Source organism: Paraburkholderia sabiae, assembly GCF_030412785.1.
Classification (GTDB): domain Bacteria; phylum Pseudomonadota; class Gammaproteobacteria; order Burkholderiales; family Burkholderiaceae; genus Paraburkholderia; species Paraburkholderia sabiae.
In genome coordinates this window covers 1,063,344-1,080,955 of the sequence record NZ_CP125295.1, presented here as the reverse complement: position 1 = coordinate 1,080,955, position 17,612 = coordinate 1,063,344, and the positions used below count along the sequence as shown (strand labels likewise).

The window sequence follows — 17,612 nt, the reverse complement described above, 5'->3', positions numbered from 1 at the left end:
CCGGACTGATTGCTGCCGGCCCCAGGGGGAAAAATGAAGGTTGCAATCAAACACAGGCGAGTGGCACTCGCTATCATCGCGGCCGCGGCGCTTGCGTCGTTCGTGCCGTCCGCACACGCCGACGAACCCACGGGAACGCTCAAGAAGATTCACGACGACGGCGTCATCGCGCTCGGCGTACGTGAAGCGTCGATTCCCTTCTCCTACGCCGACGGCGATCGCACGATCGGCTATTCGCAGACCATCGCGCTCGCCATCGTCGACGAGATCAGGAAGACGCTCGCGATGCCCAATCTGCGCGTGCGCGAAGTGCCCATCACATCGGCGAACCGCTTCATGATGCTGGCCAACAACCAGATCGATCTCGAATGCGGCTCGACCACGCATACGCGCGAACGCGAAAACGTCGCGGCCTTTTCGAACAGCTTCTTCCAGTACGCGGTGCGGATGATCGCGCGCAAGAACGCGGGCATCACCGACTTCGCCGACCTCGCCGGCAAGCCCGTCGTCACGACGGCGGGCACGTCGGACGAACGGCTCGTGCGTCAGTTGAACAGCGAGAAGCAGTTGAACATGCGCATCGCGAGCGCCAAGGATCATTCCGATGCGTTCGCAGCCGTGAAGGCCGACCGCGCGGTCGCGTTCGTGATGGACGAGCCGATTCTCTACGGCTTTCGCGCCACCGATCCGCGTCCCGACGACTTCGTCGTGACGGGCACACCGCTCGGCTATGAAACCTATGCGTGCATGTTCCGCAAGGGCGACGCGCCGTTCCGCGAGCTGGTGAACCGTGTGATTTCGAAGATGCAGACGTCGGGCGAAGCCGAGCGGCTATACAACGTCTGGTTCACGCAGCCGATCCCGCCGCACGGAATCAACCTGAACTATCCGCTGTCGTCGGAAATGCGCACGCTGTTCGCGCATCCGAACGACAAGGCGCTGGACTGACGCTTACGTCGTACTCAGGACGCTTCAAGCGATTGATGCAACTCGGCAAGCGATAGCGTCGTCTGAAAGAGCCGCGTGAGACTGCGGCTCGCGTAGTGCTCGACTTCATCCGGTGCGGCCCAGCGGAACGCGTCCATTTCGGGAATCATCGTGCCGTCCGAGCGGCGCGGAAACATCGACGTGCACGTGCAACGCGTGAGATCGAGTTCGTCGGCGCGGGCGCGCGCGGCGAACAGATGCAGATCCTTGTCCCGCCGATACACGAAACGCCCAAGGTCCGTCAGACGTTCGGGCTCGACCGTGAGACCCGTTTCCTCCTCCATCTCACGCAGCGCCGTCACGTGCGGCGCTTCGCCCTCCTCGCCCTGCCCTTTGGGAATGTCCCAATGCGTCGTTTCCGTCGCGTGCGCGAGCAGCACGCGCCCGTTGGGATCGAGCAGAACGACGCCGCAAGAAACCGTGCGCGCGCTCAATGCTTCTTCTGCAGCACCCAGCGGCCCGTGCCCTCGCGGCAGAACTGCGGGTTGAGATTCATCGACTGCCCTTTCGCGCTCAACACGACGTGCATCTGACGGCACGTGCGGTCGCCCGTTTTCGAGGTGGCGTCGGGCGTCAGTTGCGCCTCGATTTTCGTGCTGTTGCGCAGGCCATCGTTGTTCCAGGTGACCGACTCGCCGTCCTGCTTCTTGTCGAGCGCATCGAATGCGGCGGCTTTCAGCGAATCGTTGTCGGCCTGCTTCATGTAGGAAATCGGCGTGTCGTTAAGAAAGCCGAGATTGGCAGCGTGCGCGCCGACTGCGCCAGCGAGCAGCAGCCCGCCCACGGAGAGTTGAAACGCGGCTCGGATTCGCATCGACATGTAGTTCTCCGCTGAAGTCGGGTTCGGGCACGATCGGCGCGGCCATTAAGTCGCGCGATCTGGACCCCAAAAGCATAGCACGTCGATCCGGCACACAGGTTCGTCGCGGACATGCGTTCATCGACGCACTTCAACGCAAGCCGGAAGCATCATTGAGATAACGCTCGTCGCGCTACCCGCCATCCACAAGCCTGTTCAGACCATTTTAGGACGCGTCTCATAGGCACTGATGAAGCCCATCCCTAACATGAACCCGGTCAAATTCAACCGTATATCGAACGCTTACGCGTTGCGACTGCCGCTCATGGACCTCTCGTTCGCTCTCCAGTTTTTCGCCGCGATGCTGACGCTGATCTGCATCACGCTGACGGTCGTCGTCATGCGCATCGATCCCGCGCCGACGCCGACTATCGTGCGTATTCGCGGCCTGCGCCGCCGCAGGTGGCCATGCGTGCTGACGCGAGCCGGCCTCGCCTGCCTGCTCGCGTCGTTCGTGCTGTTGATCGCAGGCTGCTATTTGCTGCTGACGATGTGAGCGTCCGCATGCTGCTGTGGCGCTTCCGGTTGATAACCGTCCGTCAGCGTCTTGAGGAACGCGACCACGTCCTTGATCTCTGATTCATCCAGCGCAGGCTTGTCGCCCGGCTTGCGATCGAACGGCGGATCGGTATTCAGATTCGCCCAATACTTCTTCGGCAGATCGTCGAACTTCTGCACCTTGCCCTTCACGACGGGATAGAACTTCTCCGGGTTCGTATCGCGCTGCGCATAGAAGCGCACGACGTCGTCGAGCGAGTGATAGATCCCGTTGTGAAAAAAGGTCTTGCGCAGCGCGACGTTGCGCAGCGTCGGCGTACGGAAAATGCCGCAATACTCGCCCTGCCCCTTCAGATCCGTGCGCTCCGGACCGCACGCGCCCAGATCGTAGAAATGCGCATCGCGATTCACGGACAGCGAGCGGTTGCGCGGCACGCCGAGCGCAATCAGACCGAAATCGGTGAACGCGGGCGGCGCGCCGTCGAGCGCACGCTGACTGATGTGGCAGCTCGCGCAGTTACCCTTGGTTTCGTCGTTGAAAAGCTGCAGGCCGTGCAACTCGGCTTTGGTCAACTGAGCCTTGCCTGCGAGATACGCGTCGTACTTGCTTGTGTACGGATAAAACAGTTCAGGCGTTTGCTGGAACACTTCGAGCGCCTCCAGCACCGCCTTGAACGTCGTGTCGTCGCTGTCGAAAACATGCGCGCCGAACGCGTCGCGAAACTCGTTCGCATACGGCGCAGCCTTCACGGCCGACGCCACTTTCTGCGGGCTGCTACCCATTTCGAACGACGACGTCAGCGGCATGCGCGCCTGGTCGCGCGCGTGGTTCACGCGGCCGTCCCACATCAGCCCGCCTGTCGGGCCTGCGTCGACGCTTTCGTCGCCTTCGTCGTCCGAATCGTGATAGTGCTCGGTGAACGACGGCACTTTCTGCAGATACTTGATGTTCGGCGCGGCACGCATGCCTTGCTGATGCATGTCCTGACCACCGAGCTGCACGGCCAGCGCGTTCGGCGGACCGAACGCATGCTGCGGGCTATGACACGACGCGCACGCGAGCTTGCCCGAACCCGACAGTGACGGATCGAAGAAAAGCTGCTTACCGACGGCCGTCATCTTCCTGACGGACTCATACACCTGAGCACGCGTCTGACCGCCGGCGGGCAAGACGGCAGCGCCATCCGCTGACACTTTCCGGATCTGCGCACCACTCGCATCGGCGGCTTGCGCTGCAGACGTATGCGCGCCATCGGCCTGTGCGTTGCCTGCATCGCAGCCCGTCAGCACCACGGCGAACAACGCTGAAACGCCCAGCACACCGAGCCATCCCGTGCGCCCGAAGGCCATCCCTTTTCGAACCCCTGCCACATCGCGCCGCATATCTTTTCTTACCTGCTCGTGTTGATCGACTGCGCGAGGTTATTTCACTGACATGTCGCCTAAATGACATAAAGCCGACTGTTCAACTCACGACAAAAGCTAAATGGAATAGTTGCGTAAGAAATTAATCGTTCTGTCAAAAAGCCTTGCGACACTCTCGCCGCCGGCTTTCCTTACAAGGATTCGCCGCCGGTCCCCAACGCGAGAGAGATAAATCATGAACATAAAACTGATCTGCGCGACGCCTATCGCGATCGCGGCAGCAATCGGGCTGTACGCATGTGGTGGCAATTCGAACTCGAAGCCGACGCTGTCTTCCGTGAAGAACGTCGTGGTGATCTACGCCGAGAACCGCAGCTTCGACAACCTCTATGGCAACTTCCCGGGCGCCAACGGCCTGCAGAACGTCACGACGGCGAACTCGCGTCAGCTCGACCGCGACGGCTCCGTGCTCGCGACGCTGCCGCCCGTCTGGGGCGGCCTCACGCAGGCAGGCGTGACGCCCGTGATCACGCAGGCGATGACGGCGAACCTGCCGAACGCGCCGTTCGCGATCGACGATCCGAACGGCTTCAACACCGGCATGAACCTCACGACGCGCGACCTGTATCACCGCTTCTACGAGAACCAGATGCAGATCCACGGCGGCAAGAACGACATGTTCGCCGCGTGGGCCGATTCGGGCGGTCTCGTGATGGGTCACTACACGCCGAACGCCGACAAGCTGCCGCTCTACAAGCTCGCGCAGCAATTCACGCTCGCCGACAACTTCTTCATGGGCGCATTCGGCGGCTCGTTCCTGAATCACCAGTGGCTGGTTTGCGCGTGCACGCCGTTCTATCCGAACGCAAACACGAGCCCGGCTTCGACCTCGCTGTCGAGTGTCGACGCGGACGGCGTCACGCTGACGCTCAAGTCGACCTCGGCGGCATCGGCGCTGACCGATGTGCCGACCTTCGTCAACTCGGGCACGCTCACGCCTGACTTCTACGCGGTCAACACGATGCAGCCGCCGTATCAGCCGAGCGGCAACAAGGCGGCGTCGGGCGGCGACGCGAATCTCGCCGACCCGACCAACAAGACGACGCTGCCGCCGCAGACCAACCAGCACATCGGCGATCTGCTCAACAGCGCAGGCGTGACGTGGGCGTGGTACGGCGGCGCATGGGGCGATGCCGTCTCCGCCGCGCAGAACAACACGGCGAACGTGATCTACGGTGCGAACCTGACCTCGCCGAACTTCCAGCCGCACCATCAGCCGTTCAACTACTTCGCGGACCTCGCGCCGGGCACGGACAACCGCACGAAGCATCTGCTCGACGGCGGCCTGAACGGCTCGGAGTTCATCAAGGCGATCGACGCCGGCACGCTGCCGCAAGTCGCGTTCTACAAGCCGCAAGGCAACCTGAACGAGCATGCGGGCTACACCGACGTGTCGCAAGGCGACCAGCACATCGCCGACGTGATCTCGCATCTGCAGAAGAGCCCGCAGTGGAACAACATGGTCGTGATCGTCACGTACGACGAGAACGGCGGTTTCTGGGATCACGTCGCGCCGCCGAAGGGCGACCGCTGGGGTCCGGGCACGCGCATTCCGGCGATCGTCGTATCGCCGTATGCGAAGAAGGGGTTCGTCGATCATACGCAGTACGACACGACGTCGATCCTGCGCTTCATCACGCACCGCTTCAATCTGCCGACGCTCGCGGGCCTGACGGCGCGCGACAACGCGCTCGTCGCGAACGGCGGTCAGGCGATGGGCGACCTGACGAACGCGCTCGATATCAAGAAGTAAGCCGGGAAGTAAGCACGCGGCAACATGGGCGAGCCCGTCGCCCGTCATCGACGAAGTACGGGCGGCAACAGCAACAGCGCATTTCTCCACGTTCGATGCGCAAACGCTTCAGGGCAGCTTCGGCTGCCCTTTTTTATTTACACGCTGCGAGGGAGAAACGGCGCGGGACGCGCACGCGGCATGAACGCATGCACAGGATGGATGGCCCCCCCACGAGGAATCGAACCTCGATTTCAGGTTTAGAAGACCCGTGTTCTATCCGTTGAACTATGGGGAGGCGAAACCGGAATTTTAACCTGGCGCAACCATCACGGATGGCGGCCGGTCGAGGACATCGGACTTGCTGTGATGCCCAGACAGAAAGGCCCGGCAGCAGCGCCGGGCCCGCGATTATAACCGATCGAACCGCGCCGTCAGACGGGCTGCGGATGCGTCATGAACCAGCCGAGAAACACCACGCCCGCGATCACGCAGTACACGCCGAACGCTGCCAGCCGGCCGCGTCCTTCGAAGTAGCGCATCAGGAAGCGCACGCTCAGATACGCCGCGATGGCCGTCAGCACGCCGCCCAGCAACGCGTCGGCGAGTTGGCCCGGCGCGTGGAACAGCTTCGGCAGTTCGAGGATGCCCGCTGCGAAAATGATCGGCGTGCCGAGCAGGAACGAGAATTCGGCCGCTTTCTCGGAGGTGAGGCCGGCGCCGTTGCCGGCGATCATCGTCAGACCGCTGCGCGAGAAACCGGGAATCAGCGCGCCGATCTGCGCAAGGCCGACGAGGAACGCCTGCTTGAACGTCAGCTTCTCCGGCGCACGATGCGCGCGCGAGCGCTGCAAACGGTCGCCGAACCACAGCAGGATACCGTTGACGATCAGCGCGATGGCCACGATGCGCAGATCGTGGAACACACGCTCGAGGCGCTTTTCGAGCACGAGACCCACCAGACCGGCCGGAATCGTCCCGATGATGAGCGCCCACATCATATGACCTTCGTCATTGCGGCGACCCGACAGCGACGCGAAAAAGCCGCTTATCAGCTCGATCCAGCGCGTCCGGAAGTACCACAGCAGCGCGAACGCCGTGCCGAGGTGCAGCGCGACGAGGAACGGCAGCAGTTGCGGTGCATGCTTGTCGATATGCATGCCGAACAGGGCGGGAACGAGCAGCGTGTGACCAAGACTGCTCACCGGAAACAGTTCCGTGACGCCCTGCAGCACGCTCAAAAAGATCAAAAACGACAGGCTCACGCGTCGGTCCTTTTGAAAAGTGGGGAGGTTGGACAGCTTGCCGGAGCATGATGTCCGGCATCTGAAGGCGCGTCGATTATGACGGGGCGACCCCGGTGCGCCAAGGACAAAAATTCGGCTTTTTGCGTACCTTGCGGCGTCGCACCATTATTGAAAGGCCGATTACGGCCATGAAAGCAAAAAGGCCCGCCGGGAAGGCGGGCCTGCGTGCGGAGGCTGCGTGGACCGTCGGTACGTGCCGACGGCTCAACGTGGTATCTCGTCGCCCCGTGTCAGCGTGCAAATTTATAAAAGAAATAAATCGTACTGCCCGTGAACATACCGAACAGTGCCACGCTCATTGCCATTGCGAGATCCATCGCCCCTCCCAAAAACCGAGTGATCGAGTCCAGCCGGAGCCGGTCTGAACACATTATCGATTGCGCTGACTGTGCGGCAACACCCGCAATTTCCCCAGAAGGGTTTCCCCGTAGCATAAAGCGGAGCAAAATCGGCGTTCTCCGCACGCTTTGCGCCAGAATCGTGCACGTCCACTCCCTTCCCAACCGCTTTTCTACTGCCATTGCCATGCCTCAATTCCAGCAACAGGACATCATCGAGATCGCACGCGACGCCTCCTTGCTGCGCGTCGCTCCGCAGGCGGGCGGCCGCCTGCTGTCGTGGGACATCGACGGCCAGTCGGTGATCTTCTGGCCCGACCAGGCGGACTGGAGCCAGCCCGCGCGCGTGCGCGGCGGCAATCCGCTGCTCTTTCCGTTTCTCGGCCGACATTTCGTCGACGGACAGATCGGCCGCTGGAAGGACGCGCAAGGCACCGTGCGCGAACTGCCGATGCACGGCTTCGCGCGCGACCTGCCGTTCGAAGCCACGGTCGACGAAGCGGCCCGCTCGATCAGCATGACGCTGACCGACAGTGACGCGACGCGCACGGGCTATCCGTTCAGCTTCCGCTTCGAAACCCGTTACACGCTGGTCGACCCGCACACGCTCGACGTCGAATTCATCACGACCAACACGGGCGCGGCAGGCAGCGCGCCGCTGCCCTACTACGCGGGTCATCACTTCTATTTCACGCTGCCGCACACGCAACGCGGCGAGACCGTGCTCGAACTGCCGCGCACGGTGCGCCGTCATCAGTTGCCCGACGGCGCGATCACGCCGGGCGAAGCGGGCGAGCCGGACTACCGTCTCGACGATCCGCGCATCATGGACCGCTTCCATTGCCTCGACGGCGCGCCGGATCACCTCGTGCGCGTGGTCGCGCTCGGCCTGAACCGCAGCATCACGATCGATCTGCAGCGTCCCGGCTCGGTGCCCTGGTACGCCGTCACGACGTGGACGGAAAAGCCCGAATCCGGCTTCTTCTGCGTCGAGCCGTGGCTCGGCCTGCCCGACGCGATCCACAACGGTCTCGGCCTGCGCTGGCTCGATGCGGGCGACACGGAAACGGCGTCGCTGCGCATAGCTGTCGGCACGCTGCCCTGAGCGCCACGCATCATTTCGCATCGTGCGCGGCCCTTGCAGCGGGCCGCGCATGAGTCCGAAAACGGGGTTTGCCTTGCAAAACCGTTAGAATCTGGCGTTTTGCAACTGTCGCGTGATCGGGATCGGCGCGCGGCGGCGTCTTGCGAGGTCCAATGTTGACAACAAAAATCAGACGGCTCGTCTGCGGGGTCATGGTCGCAGCACTGGCCGCATGTGGCTCGGCACCTGTAGGTCCGGGTTTCTATCGCGTCGAACGGGGCGACACGCTGTACAAGGTCGCGCGTAGCAACCGCACGTCGGTACAGAACATCGTCCGCTGGAACAACCTGTCGAACCCCGATTCGATCGAGGTCGGTCAGGTGCTGCGCGTCTCGCCGCCGCCCGGCACGGCAACGGCGAGCACGGGTTCGTCGCGAAGCAGCAGCAGCGCGAGCGCGTCGGCGGGAACGTCGTCTTCGTCGCGCAGTGCGGCAGCGGATACGCCGTCGGCGCCTGCGTCGTCGATCTCGCTGATCTGGCCGGCGACGGGCAACGTGATTCGCGGCTTCGACGGCAACAATTCGAAGGGCATCGATATCGCCAACGCCGCGGGCACGCCCGTGTTCGCCGCGGCGGGCGGCACCGTCGTGTATGCGAGCAACGGCTTGCGCGGCTACGGCAATCTGCTGATCATCAAGCACAACGCCGACTATCTGACGGCCTACGCGCACAACCGCACGCTGCTCGTGAAGGAAGGCGAAACGGTGCAGCAAGGCCAGAAGATCGCCGAAATGGGCGATTCCGACAACGATCGCGTGATGCTGCATTTCGAGCTGCGTTACGCGGGCCGTTCGATCGATCCGGCACGCTCGCTGCCACCGCGCTAACGCGCCCTTGGGCGTCCCCAGGCGCCTTAGCCGCCGCCATGCGCGCGGCGGCGGATATCCTGTGGACGCGCGCACGAAGCGGCATACGCGGCGTCCGGGAACCCAACGGGCCTTGCAGGGCTCCATCACAGAGGCGGGCGGGCACGCTCCGTGCCACGTCTGCCGACACCGCGTCCCTACGCGCAACGACACAAAGAGGACACTCCGATGAAATACGCCTTTGCGGCAGTTCGAGCGACGGCAGCGGCCCTCGCGATCGCGTCTCTGGCGGGTCTCGCAGGCTGCGCAAGTTCCGGCTCGACGACGCTCACCTATCTGCCGAACGGCGACCCCGGCTTCGCGATCAACTGCAGCGGCAGCGACGCGAGCCAGAACTGGGGCGAGTGCTACAAGCGCGCGGGCGAAGCCTGCGGCGCGTACGGCTACGACGTGATCTCGAAAGATGTGGACACGGGCGGCACGGCGGGCGGCACGCTCGGCGGCGTGCTCGGCGCCAACGTGAAGAACCGCTCTATGGTGATCCGCTGCAAGCAGTAGTTCGGCTTTGTGCGTGCGGTCGGCGTCGTCTGACGTTTAATGAGCGCGGACAAAAAAAGGCCCGGCACGAGGCCGGGCAAACGGGGGTTCGGCGCATATCGGCAAAGGACCGGTTCACCATGCGCCGAAACGAAATCTAGCAACGCCCCTATACCCACGCAATCGATTAATTGTGCAAATAGTGTGAGTCGGCGCACGGTTCAATGGCGAACTGAATGACGCACGTGTCAATCGGGAAACCGAATCAACGCGGCGCGCGCCATCCGATACTCGCATCGGGCTATACGCAACTCCCCCGAAAGCCACGACGGGCGCGGCTTTCGGAAGAACATAAAAATGTCGCACGCGAATTGATCTGCACTGCCATATACGGCCGATTCACGCATTTCACTTCGATGGCGGCAATCGCGAGACTTGGTGCGCCAACGCACCTTTCGATCGCAATTCACAACAGCGAATTCCTCTGATTTAACCGGCACGCGAGCATCGCTTTAATGTGCCGATATGCGTGCAATGCGTATGAGTTTTAATCCGCAAACGTGTGCCTGTTAATCGGCGCATTGGCACCGTCGTGAACGGGCTCACGAGCGGACTATTGCGATCCCGCAGCCGGACGGTCCAGCGTCGCCTATGGTTTATAGTTACGCCCCGTCACGTGCTGCTGGCTCATATCGTCATGACTTCCTCCGACACCCCACAAAGCCCTCTCTATCAAAAGCTGCTCGGCGAAACCGCGAAGATCGGCTGGTCCGAACTCGAACGCTTCTTTGCGCGCGGCATGCTGCTGCGCGTGGCACGCGATCTCGATCTGGTGAGCGTCGCCGAAGCGATCGCCAGCGACGACGCCGCGCAGGTCACGCAATGGCTGTCGTCGGGACTCGTCGAACGTGTGCAGGCGGAGACGGCCGCCGACTTCGCCGCGCGCGACCCGGACCTGTGGGCCGTCGTGGTCTCGCCGTGGGTCTGTGTGCAGGAGCGCGGTTGAACGATCGCCGCGACGACGCAGCCGCGCTGGATACCACGTCCACGGCAGACGCCCTGCCGACGCACTGGCACCGGCGCGTGCTGACGCTCGCGCTCCCGATCGTTCTCGCCAATCTGACGCAGCCGATCCTCGGCGCCGTCGACACCGCCGTCGCCGGGCACCTGGACAGCGCGTCGTATCTCGGCGGCGTCGCACTCGGTGGACTGTTCTTCAGCTTCGTATTCTGGGGCTTCGGCTTTCTGCGCATGGGCACGACGGGGCTCGTCGCGCAATCGTTCGGTGCCGACGATCAGGCCGGTCTGCGCATGAACGTCGTGCGCGCGATGCTGCTCGCGTTTGCGATCGGCGCCGTGGTGCTCGCGCTGCAGGTTCCGCTGATCGACTTCGCGATACGCACGATCGGCGGCAGCGATGAGGTTCAGCGCCACGCGCGCGCTTACTGTCATGCGCGCATCTGGGCGGCCCCGCTCGCGCTAGGCAACTATGTCGTGCTGGGCTGGCTGCTCGGCACGCAGCGCGTGCGCGTCGCGCTCGCGACGCAAGTCTTCATTAACACGGTGAACATCGTCGCCGTGTGCCTGTTCGTGTATGCGTTCGATTGGGGCGTGGCGGGTATCGGCGCGGCGACAGCGACGGCCGATGCGCTCGGCTTCGTGTTCGGCGCCGTGCTGCTCTGGCAGATGCGCCCGCGCGGCCTGCCCGCGCTCGAACGCGCCGCGCTATTCGATCCGGCCGCGCTGAGGCGCATGGTGACGATCAACCGCGACATCTTCGTGCGGACGATGTGCCTGCTCGGCGTCTTCGGCTGGTTCGCCCATCTCGGCGCGAAACAGGGCGACGCGACGCTCGCGGCGAACGCGCTGCTGCTCAATTTCCAGACCTTCATGGGCTATGGACTCGACGGCTTCGCGCATGCGGCGGAAGCGCTCGTCGGCGCGGCCATCGGTGCGCGCAATCGCGATGCGTTCCGCCAGGCCGTCAAGGTGACGCTGCTGTGGTCGGCGCTTGGTGCGCTCGCGTTTTCGCTCGTCTACTGGATGACGGGGACGTGGATCATCGAGCGTCTGACCGATCAGGCGGCCGTGCGCGCGACGGCGGAAGCTTTCCTGCCGTGGACGGCGCTATCGCCGATCGTCTCCGTGTGGGGCTTTCTGCTCGACGGCGTGTTCATCGGCGCGACGCGTACGCGCGATCTGATGACGTCGATGGTGGTGTCGCTCGGCGCGTTTCTGGCCGCTTCGTGGGCGCTCGCAGGCACGCACGGCAACCACGGCTTGTGGGCGGCGCTGATGATCTTCATGGCAGCGCGCGGCCTCACGCTCGCGCGTCTGCTGCCGCGTCTCACACGCGATATCGGCCCCGCGTTGCCGCAGAGCCATGCGTGACCTGAGCCTGCGCGCTCGCCGCGTTTATTGAGGCGCGGCGGGCGCGTCGATCATCGACGGCGGACGATCGTCCGTCGGCACGCCGTGATAGTCGGCGGGATCTTTGGGCGGCACGTGATGGTGGATGGTCGGATCGTCGGCACACGCCGACAGGGCGAACAGCGAAAACAGCGAGGCAGCCAGCAGGAAGCGCTTCATAAACTTTTCGGACAGGGTGTGAGCATCGACGGATGACGTCGCGGGCCACGAGTCTAACCGCAAAGCGCAATGTGCGCCGCCGAACCTGGGCATCGCCCTGCTTGCGCCATCTTGCTGCGCCTGCTCTACTATGTAGGCATGATTGCAGTCGTCGAAGGAGGCCGTCATGGATGCCGAATCGATCGCAGGGCTGGTTGGACTGGCCATAGGTTTGCTGGTGCTCGTGGTGTTATCCGTTTTCGAATCGCGCACCTATCGCCGCGAACATCAAGGCGAAGGGATGATGCACCACTGGCTGGCCGAGCATCACGTCTTCGACAGAATGCGCCGCAGACACTGAAGCCCGACGCGTCGCACCCGCGGCGCATCGCGACTGTCTTTCGCCGCACATGAAGGCGGCGCGTCGGCGTTTGGCCGACTGCGACGTCTTCGCCTGAGCGCGCGCTTGCGCGTCAGGATTCGCGCGCCCTCTCCTGTTATCCCTCTCCGCTGATTCTCGCCGTCGTCGGGCACGTGCCTTGCTGACTGTAAGGCATGGATCGCGCATCCCGCGCGCTCGATAAACCGGCCGCCGGCGCGCACCCGCGCTGTCATTGCGTGCTGAAGCGGTCTCCAATTGTGGCCCGGCCATATAAGGAGAGATAACATGACCCTCGGAACCATTCTGTTGATCGTGCTGATCCTGCTTTTGATCGGCGCCCTCCCAAGCTGGCCGTACAGCCGCGAATGGGGCTATCGTCCGACGAGCCTCGTCGGCGTCGTGCTGATCGTGGTGATCGTGTTGCTGCTGATGGGTCAGATATGACGCCGAACTTCGGCCCTCGCTTCTGCGTTAAACCGCAGATTTGACTCGCGGACACCAATGCGGATACAATCTCGGGCTCGCGTCGGAGCGTAGCGCAGCCTGGTAGCGCATCTGATTTGGGATCAGAGGGTCGTAGGTTCGAATCCTATCGCTCCGACCACCAACATGCCGTACACGAAAACCCGCCTCACCTTCCGGTGTCGCGGGTTTTTGTTTTTCTGCCGTTGTTTTTCCGCTGCGTGGTTCTCGCGGCGCGAACGCGGATCCATCGCACGGCCGAAACATGCGCGCGATAAAAATCCGGAAACGATCCAGAAACGCAGAACGACAAAACTCCCCTCGCCCTACGTTGTCCATACTTGTCGATAGATCGAAAGATCGTCACGACACGCACCTGGAGACACCGCCATGAACCTGATTCTCTGGCGTCACGCCGAAGCTGAAGACACGGCCTCGAGCGATCTCGCCCGCCAGCTGACGACACGCGGCCGCAAGCAGGCGCAGGCGTCCGCGAAATGGCTGCGCGCGCGTCTTCCCGACGACGCCGTGATCCTCGCGAGCCCTGCCACGCGCACCGTCCAGACGGCCGAATCGTTGACGGACCAATACCGCGTCGTGCGCGAGATCGCGCCGGACGCGAGTGCCGCGGATGTGCTCACGGCAGCCGGCTGGCCCAACGGCATCGCGCCGACCGTCGTGGTGGTCGGCCATCAGCCGACGCTCGGCCATGTCGTCGCCCGCCTGCTCGCCGACAGCGGCGCGAGCTGGCCGATCAAGAAGTCAGCGATCTGGTGGATCGAGAGCCGCACGCGCGGCAATGACGAGCAGGCTGTGCTGCTTGCGGCGATCACCAGCGACCTGATCTGATTCAGGCCGCATTGGCGGGTCGCGTGATTACAACACCGAAGGCGCGCCGAAAGCGGCGGCCTTACGACACGTCATTGAATCGTCACGACGTTGCCACGTGAGCGTCACCAGCCGTTACTACATTGGCGTCGAAGCGAATTTCACATTTTCGACCAGGAACGCCACATGCGAGAACTGCCGACGCCAACCCTGCCCTTCGCATCGATCCTCGAGCCGCGTCGTCGTTTGCCGCGCACGGAAGAAACGGTCACTGCCCAGCATCGTCTGCAAGTGTCGTGGGCGCGCACCGACGAGGAGCTTCGTGAAGCGCAGCGTCTGCGTTACCGGGTCTTCGCCGAGGAAATGGGCGCGCGCCTGTCCGGTCCTGCCGGCCTCGACGTCGATTCGTTCGACGCTTACTGCGATCACCTGATCGTCCGCGATCTCGACACGCTGAAGGTGGTCGGCACGTACCGCGTGCTGCCGCCGCACCAGGCGGCGCGTATCGGCCGCCTGTATGCCGAGGGCGAGTTCGATGTATCGCGTCTCACGCACTTGCGCTCGAAGATGGTCGAAGTGGGCCGCTCGTGCGTGCATCCCGACTATCGCAGCGGCTCGGTGATCATGTCGCTGTGGGCGGGTCTCGGCTCGTACATGCAGCACAACGGTTACGAGACGATGCTCGGCTGCGCGAGCGTCGCGATGGCTGACGGTGGGCACTATGCTGCCAACCTGTATGCATCGATGGCCGATGATGCGCTGACGACGCCGGAGTATCGTGCGTTTCCGCATACGCCGTTGCCTGTCGAAGAATTGCAGACTGGGGCGAAGGTTGCGCCGCCGCCGCTGATCAAGGGTTATTTGCGGCTCGGGGCGAAGATTTGTGGTGCCCCGGCGTGGGATCCTGATTTCAATACCGCTGATTTCTTGACGCTGTTCAGGTTGGAGGAGATCAATGCGCGGTATGCGCGGCATTTTCTTGGTGATGCGCTAGGCCGTTGATTTTTTGTCTGCGACGCAGTCGCCATTCTGGGTGTTTTGCTGCGCTGGCATCCGCGGTTTCGTATCGGTGCTTCATGCGTCGCCCCTGTGCGGGGCGGCACCTACTTTTCTTTGCAGCGGCAAAGAAAAGTAGGCAAAAGAAAGCCGCTTTTGAACCTCCGGTGCCTGCCAGCATAGCGGTGCGGCATGCCGCAGTTGAGCTGTCGCTCAGCGACGTCCGCACTGCGTAGAAAGCCCGCAGTCAAGCGCGCACGGCGCGAAAAACCCACACACAGTTTTGAGCGCATACCGCCGCTCAAACCGACGGCAAACACACAAAGACAAGCCGACCGAATGTGCCCCAGATGGATGTCATCTTTCGCGCCGCGCACGGTTGACTGCGGGCTTTCTACGGAGTGTTTGCGTTGTTGCGCGACAGATCAAGGAACGTGTGCCGTAGCGTTATCCTGGCAGGGACCGGAGGTTTGAAGCGGCTTTCTTTTGCCTACTTTTCTTTGCCGCTGCAAAGAAAAGTAGGTGCCGCCCCGCACAGGGGCAACGCTTGAAGCACCGATACGAAACCGCGGATGCCAGCGCAGCCAAAAACCAAAAGCAAAACGCAAAAGGCAAAGAATGGCGACTAGCGTCGCAGACAAAAAGAACCTTTTAAGAACAGAACTTCGTCAACAAACTAAGCTGCGCATTCCGCGAGGACTTCCCGGGCCTGCGCCGGCGATAATGCCCATCACTCTGCATGAGCCAGGCGGCCTGATTATCCCCGAGAAACGCCGACAGCCCTTCAGCAATCACACGCCGCTTCAACCGCCGGTTATTGATCGGAAACGCGACTTCAACACGCCGGAAGAAATTCCGATCCATCCAGTCCGCACTGGACAGATAAACCTGCTCGCGCCCGTTATCGTAGAAATAAAAAATACGATGATGCTCAAGAAAACGCCCCACGATCGACCGCACCGTGATGTTCTCCGACAGCCCTTCCACCCCCGGCTGCAAAGCACAAACACCACGCACGATCAAATCGATCTTCACGCCCGCCTGTGAAGCCTCATACAACTCGGCGATAACCGTAGGCTCAAGCAGCGCATTCATCTTCGCAACGATCCGCGCCCGCTTGCCCGCGCGCGCATGCTCGGCTTCGGCGCGAATCGATTCGACGAGCTTCGGATGCAGCGTGAACGGCGACTGCCACAACTCGTGCAACGGCAACTCGCCACCGATCCCAGTCAACTGCTGAAACACGTGATGCACGTCTTCGCAGATCTTCTGGTCCGCCGTCATCAGGCCAAAGTCGGTATAGAGGCGCGCCGTGCGCGGATGATAGTTGCCCGTGCCGAGGTGCGCGTAACGCTTGAGGATCGACTTGCCGCCTTCCGATACACGTCGCACGATCAGCATCATCTTCGCGTGGCACTTGTGGCCGACCACGCCGTACACGACGTGCGCGCCGACGGCTTCGAGCTGCGACGCCCAGTTGATGTTCGTCTCTTCGTCGAAGCGCGCGAGCAGTTCGACTACCACCGTCACTTCCTTGCCGTTGCGCGCGGCCTGCATCAGCGCATCCATCAGCGGCGAATCCGTGCCCGTGCGATAGATGGTCTGCTTGATCGCGACGACGTTCGGATCCTTCGCGGCCTGCAGCAGCAGTTCGAGCACCGGCTGGAAGCTCTCGTACGGATGATGCAGCAGCACATCGCCCTGATCGATCACGTCGAACAGGCTCGCGCTGGTGGCGATCTGCTGCGGCGTCGCGGGAATGTGCGGGACGAACTTCAGATCCGGCCGGTCGACCATCTCGGGCAACTGCATCAGACGCACGAGATTCACCGGGCCGTCGACGTAGTAGCAGTCCTTCTGCGACAACCCGCTTTCGTCAAGCAGTCGACGTACGAGATGCGCAGGCGTGTCCGCCGACACTTCGAGCCGCACCGCGTTACCCAGATGTCGCGCGGGCAGTTCGCCCTGCAGCGCGACGCGCAGATTCGTAATTTCGTCTTCATCGACGAACAGTTCGCTATTGCGCGTGATACGGAACTGGTTGCAACTGCGCACGAGCAACGCCGGGAACAGCTCGCCGACGAAACGTTGCAGCAGCGAGCTCAGCAGCACGAAGCCATGCGGATAACCCGACAGCTCCTGCGGCATGCGCACGAGGCGCGGCAGTGCGCGTGGCGCCTGCACGATGCCCATCACGGCTTGCCGGCCGAAGGCATCCTTGCCTTCCAGCTCGACGACGAAGTTCAGGCTCTTGTTCAGCACACGCGGAAACGGATGCGCGGGATCGAGGCCGATCGGCGTCAGGACGGGCAACAGCTCATTGATGAAGTAGTCGCGCGCCCATTGGGTCTGCGCTTCGTTCCAGGCTTCCGTGCCGTGAAAATAGATGCCTTCGTCTTCGAGCGCGGGCAGCACGGTGTCCTGCAACATTGTGTACTGACGATGCACGAGCTTCTGCGCGCGTTCGACCACGAGGTCATAGCAGTGCTGCAGTGACATGCCGTCGGGCGACAGCGCGCCGGGGTTGTCGCGCATCTGCTCCTGAAGACCGGCCATGCGGACTTCGAAGAATTCGTCGAGGTTGCTGCTGGTGATGCAGATGAAGCGCAAGCGTTCGAGAAGCGGGACAGCCGGGTCCGCGGCCTGTGCGAGCACACGCTCGTTAAAACCCAGAATGCCCAGCTCGCGGTTCAGAAGAGGATAGCGGTTGGACATCGGCGCCGTGAATGAAATGTCGGAAGAT

The 17,612-nt window shown here is 62.7% G+C and carries 19 protein-coding genes and 2 tRNA genes; 13 read left to right on the top strand and 8 right to left on the bottom strand.

What is annotated here, in order from left to right; all coding sequences use genetic code 11:
• The first annotated feature begins 33 nt into the window (after positions 1 to 33).
• Entirely contained in the window at positions 34 to 948 is a 915-nt protein-coding gene (locus tag QEN71_RS04960; RefSeq protein ID WP_201658031.1) for a transporter substrate-binding domain-containing protein, read from the top strand.
• A gap of 14 nt (positions 949 to 962) precedes the next feature.
• Here QEN71_RS04960 and QEN71_RS04955 read toward each other — a convergent pair whose 3' ends face one another.
• Together QEN71_RS04955 and QEN71_RS04950 are read right to left on the bottom strand one after the other, a co-directional pair.
• The gene (locus QEN71_RS04955) at positions 963 to 1,421 is read right to left on the bottom strand and encodes an NUDIX hydrolase (RefSeq protein ID WP_201658034.1); all 459 of its coding nucleotides are present in this window, start codon (positions 1,419 to 1,421) and stop codon (positions 963 to 965) included.
• Entirely contained in the window at positions 1,418 to 1,807 is a 390-nt protein-coding gene (locus QEN71_RS04950) for an RT0821/Lpp0805 family surface protein (RefSeq protein ID WP_201658037.1), read from the bottom strand. The genes QEN71_RS04955 and QEN71_RS04950 overlap by 4 nt, the downstream gene beginning before the upstream one ends.
• A 247-nt stretch (positions 1,808 to 2,054) precedes the next feature.
• Here QEN71_RS04950 and QEN71_RS04945 point away from each other — a divergent pair, with 247 nt between their 5' ends.
• Positions 2,055 to 2,342 (top strand): hypothetical protein, encoded by a 288-nt coding sequence (locus tag QEN71_RS04945; RefSeq protein WP_233472061.1) that lies wholly within the window; start codon positions 2,055 to 2,057, stop codon positions 2,340 to 2,342.
• On the opposite strand, the gene QEN71_RS04940 is transcribed toward QEN71_RS04945, so the two are convergent.
• Positions 2,321 to 3,694, bottom strand: a complete 1,374-nt coding sequence (locus tag QEN71_RS04940; RefSeq protein ID WP_233472062.1) for a cytochrome-c peroxidase — start codon at positions 3,692 to 3,694, stop codon at positions 2,321 to 2,323. The two genes, QEN71_RS04945 and QEN71_RS04940, sit on opposite strands and share 22 nt — an antisense overlap.
• Before the next feature lie 250 nt (positions 3,695 to 3,944).
• On the opposite strand from QEN71_RS04940, the gene QEN71_RS04935 reads away from it, so the two are divergent.
• Positions 3,945 to 5,522: an acid phosphatase gene (locus tag QEN71_RS04935; protein ID WP_201658043.1), complete on the top strand. Its 1,578-nt coding sequence runs from the start codon at positions 3,945 to 3,947 to the stop codon at positions 5,520 to 5,522.
• A 202-nt stretch (positions 5,523 to 5,724) separates the two neighbouring features.
• On the opposite strand, the gene QEN71_RS04930 is transcribed toward QEN71_RS04935, so the two are convergent.
• The 3 genes from QEN71_RS04930 to QEN71_RS04920 form a co-directional block, all read right to left on the bottom strand.
• Positions 5,725 to 5,799: transfer RNA gene (locus QEN71_RS04930), tRNA-Arg, on the bottom strand.
• A gap of 136 nt (positions 5,800 to 5,935) precedes the next feature.
• Positions 5,936 to 6,766: an undecaprenyl-diphosphate phosphatase gene (locus tag QEN71_RS04925; RefSeq protein WP_201658046.1), complete on the bottom strand. Its 831-nt coding sequence runs from the start codon at positions 6,764 to 6,766 to the stop codon at positions 5,936 to 5,938.
• 272 nt (positions 6,767 to 7,038) lie between these two features.
• Positions 7,039 to 7,335, bottom strand: a complete 297-nt coding sequence (locus tag QEN71_RS04920; RefSeq protein WP_201658171.1) for a hypothetical protein — start codon at positions 7,333 to 7,335, stop codon at positions 7,039 to 7,041.
• Here QEN71_RS04920 and QEN71_RS04915 point away from each other — a divergent pair.
• The 5 genes from QEN71_RS04915 (at position 7,334) to QEN71_RS04895 (ending at position 12,024) form a co-directional block, all read left to right on the top strand.
• Positions 7,334 to 8,251 (top strand): aldose epimerase family protein, encoded by a 918-nt coding sequence (locus QEN71_RS04915; protein ID WP_201658049.1) that lies wholly within the window; start codon positions 7,334 to 7,336, stop codon positions 8,249 to 8,251. The two genes, QEN71_RS04920 and QEN71_RS04915, sit on opposite strands and share 2 nt — an antisense overlap.
• A 152-nt stretch (positions 8,252 to 8,403) precedes the next feature.
• A complete protein-coding gene (locus tag QEN71_RS04910) occupies positions 8,404 to 9,117 on the top strand; it encodes a peptidoglycan DD-metalloendopeptidase family protein (protein WP_201658052.1) in 714 nt (237 codons plus the stop codon).
• 207 nt (positions 9,118 to 9,324) lie between these two features.
• The gene (locus tag QEN71_RS04905) at positions 9,325 to 9,654 is read left to right on the top strand and encodes a hypothetical protein (RefSeq protein WP_201658054.1); all 330 of its coding nucleotides are present in this window, start codon (positions 9,325 to 9,327) and stop codon (positions 9,652 to 9,654) included.
• A gap of 676 nt (positions 9,655 to 10,330) precedes the next feature.
• Complete coding sequence (locus tag QEN71_RS04900) at positions 10,331 to 10,639, top strand: DUF2288 domain-containing protein (protein WP_201658056.1); 309 nt, start codon at positions 10,331 to 10,333, stop codon at positions 10,637 to 10,639.
• Positions 10,636 to 12,024 (top strand): MATE family efflux transporter, encoded by a 1,389-nt coding sequence (locus QEN71_RS04895; RefSeq protein ID WP_233472063.1) that lies wholly within the window; start codon positions 10,636 to 10,638, stop codon positions 12,022 to 12,024. Before QEN71_RS04900 ends, QEN71_RS04895 begins: the two co-directional genes overlap by 4 nt.
• 24 nt (positions 12,025 to 12,048) lie before the next feature.
• Here QEN71_RS04895 and QEN71_RS04890 read toward each other — a convergent pair whose 3' ends face one another.
• The gene (locus QEN71_RS04890; protein ID WP_201658058.1) at positions 12,049 to 12,222 is read right to left on the bottom strand and encodes a YajG family lipoprotein; all 174 of its coding nucleotides are present in this window, start codon (positions 12,220 to 12,222) and stop codon (positions 12,049 to 12,051) included.
• A 166-nt stretch (positions 12,223 to 12,388) separates the two neighbouring features.
• Here QEN71_RS04890 and QEN71_RS04885 point away from each other — a divergent pair, with 166 nt between their 5' ends.
• From QEN71_RS04885 to QEN71_RS04865, 5 genes are all read left to right on the top strand, one after another.
• Positions 12,389 to 12,562, top strand: a complete 174-nt coding sequence (locus tag QEN71_RS04885) for a hypothetical protein (RefSeq protein ID WP_201658060.1) — start codon at positions 12,389 to 12,391, stop codon at positions 12,560 to 12,562.
• Between the two features lie 306 nt (positions 12,563 to 12,868).
• A complete protein-coding gene (locus QEN71_RS04880; protein WP_201658062.1) occupies positions 12,869 to 13,027 on the top strand; it encodes a DUF3309 family protein in 159 nt (52 codons plus the stop codon).
• An 83-nt stretch (positions 13,028 to 13,110) separates the two neighbouring features.
• Positions 13,111 to 13,187 (top strand) — tRNA-Pro (locus QEN71_RS04875).
• A 248-nt stretch (positions 13,188 to 13,435) separates the two neighbouring features.
• Positions 13,436 to 13,894 carry a SixA phosphatase family protein gene (locus tag QEN71_RS04870; protein ID WP_201658064.1) on the top strand — a complete coding sequence of 153 codons (459 nt, stop codon included), beginning with the start codon at positions 13,436 to 13,438 and terminating at the stop codon, positions 13,892 to 13,894.
• A 165-nt stretch (positions 13,895 to 14,059) separates the two neighbouring features.
• Positions 14,060 to 14,875, top strand: coding sequence for a GNAT family N-acetyltransferase (locus QEN71_RS04865; RefSeq protein ID WP_201658066.1), 816 nt, complete (start codon positions 14,060 to 14,062; stop codon positions 14,873 to 14,875).
• A 645-nt stretch (positions 14,876 to 15,520) separates the two neighbouring features.
• Here the strand turns inward: QEN71_RS04865 and ppk1 are convergent.
• On the bottom strand, positions 15,521 to 17,584 hold the full coding sequence (gene ppk1 / locus QEN71_RS04860) for a polyphosphate kinase 1 (RefSeq protein ID WP_201658069.1): 2,064 nt from the start codon (positions 17,582 to 17,584) through the stop codon (positions 15,521 to 15,523).
• Positions 17,585 to 17,612: the final 28 nt, after the last annotated feature.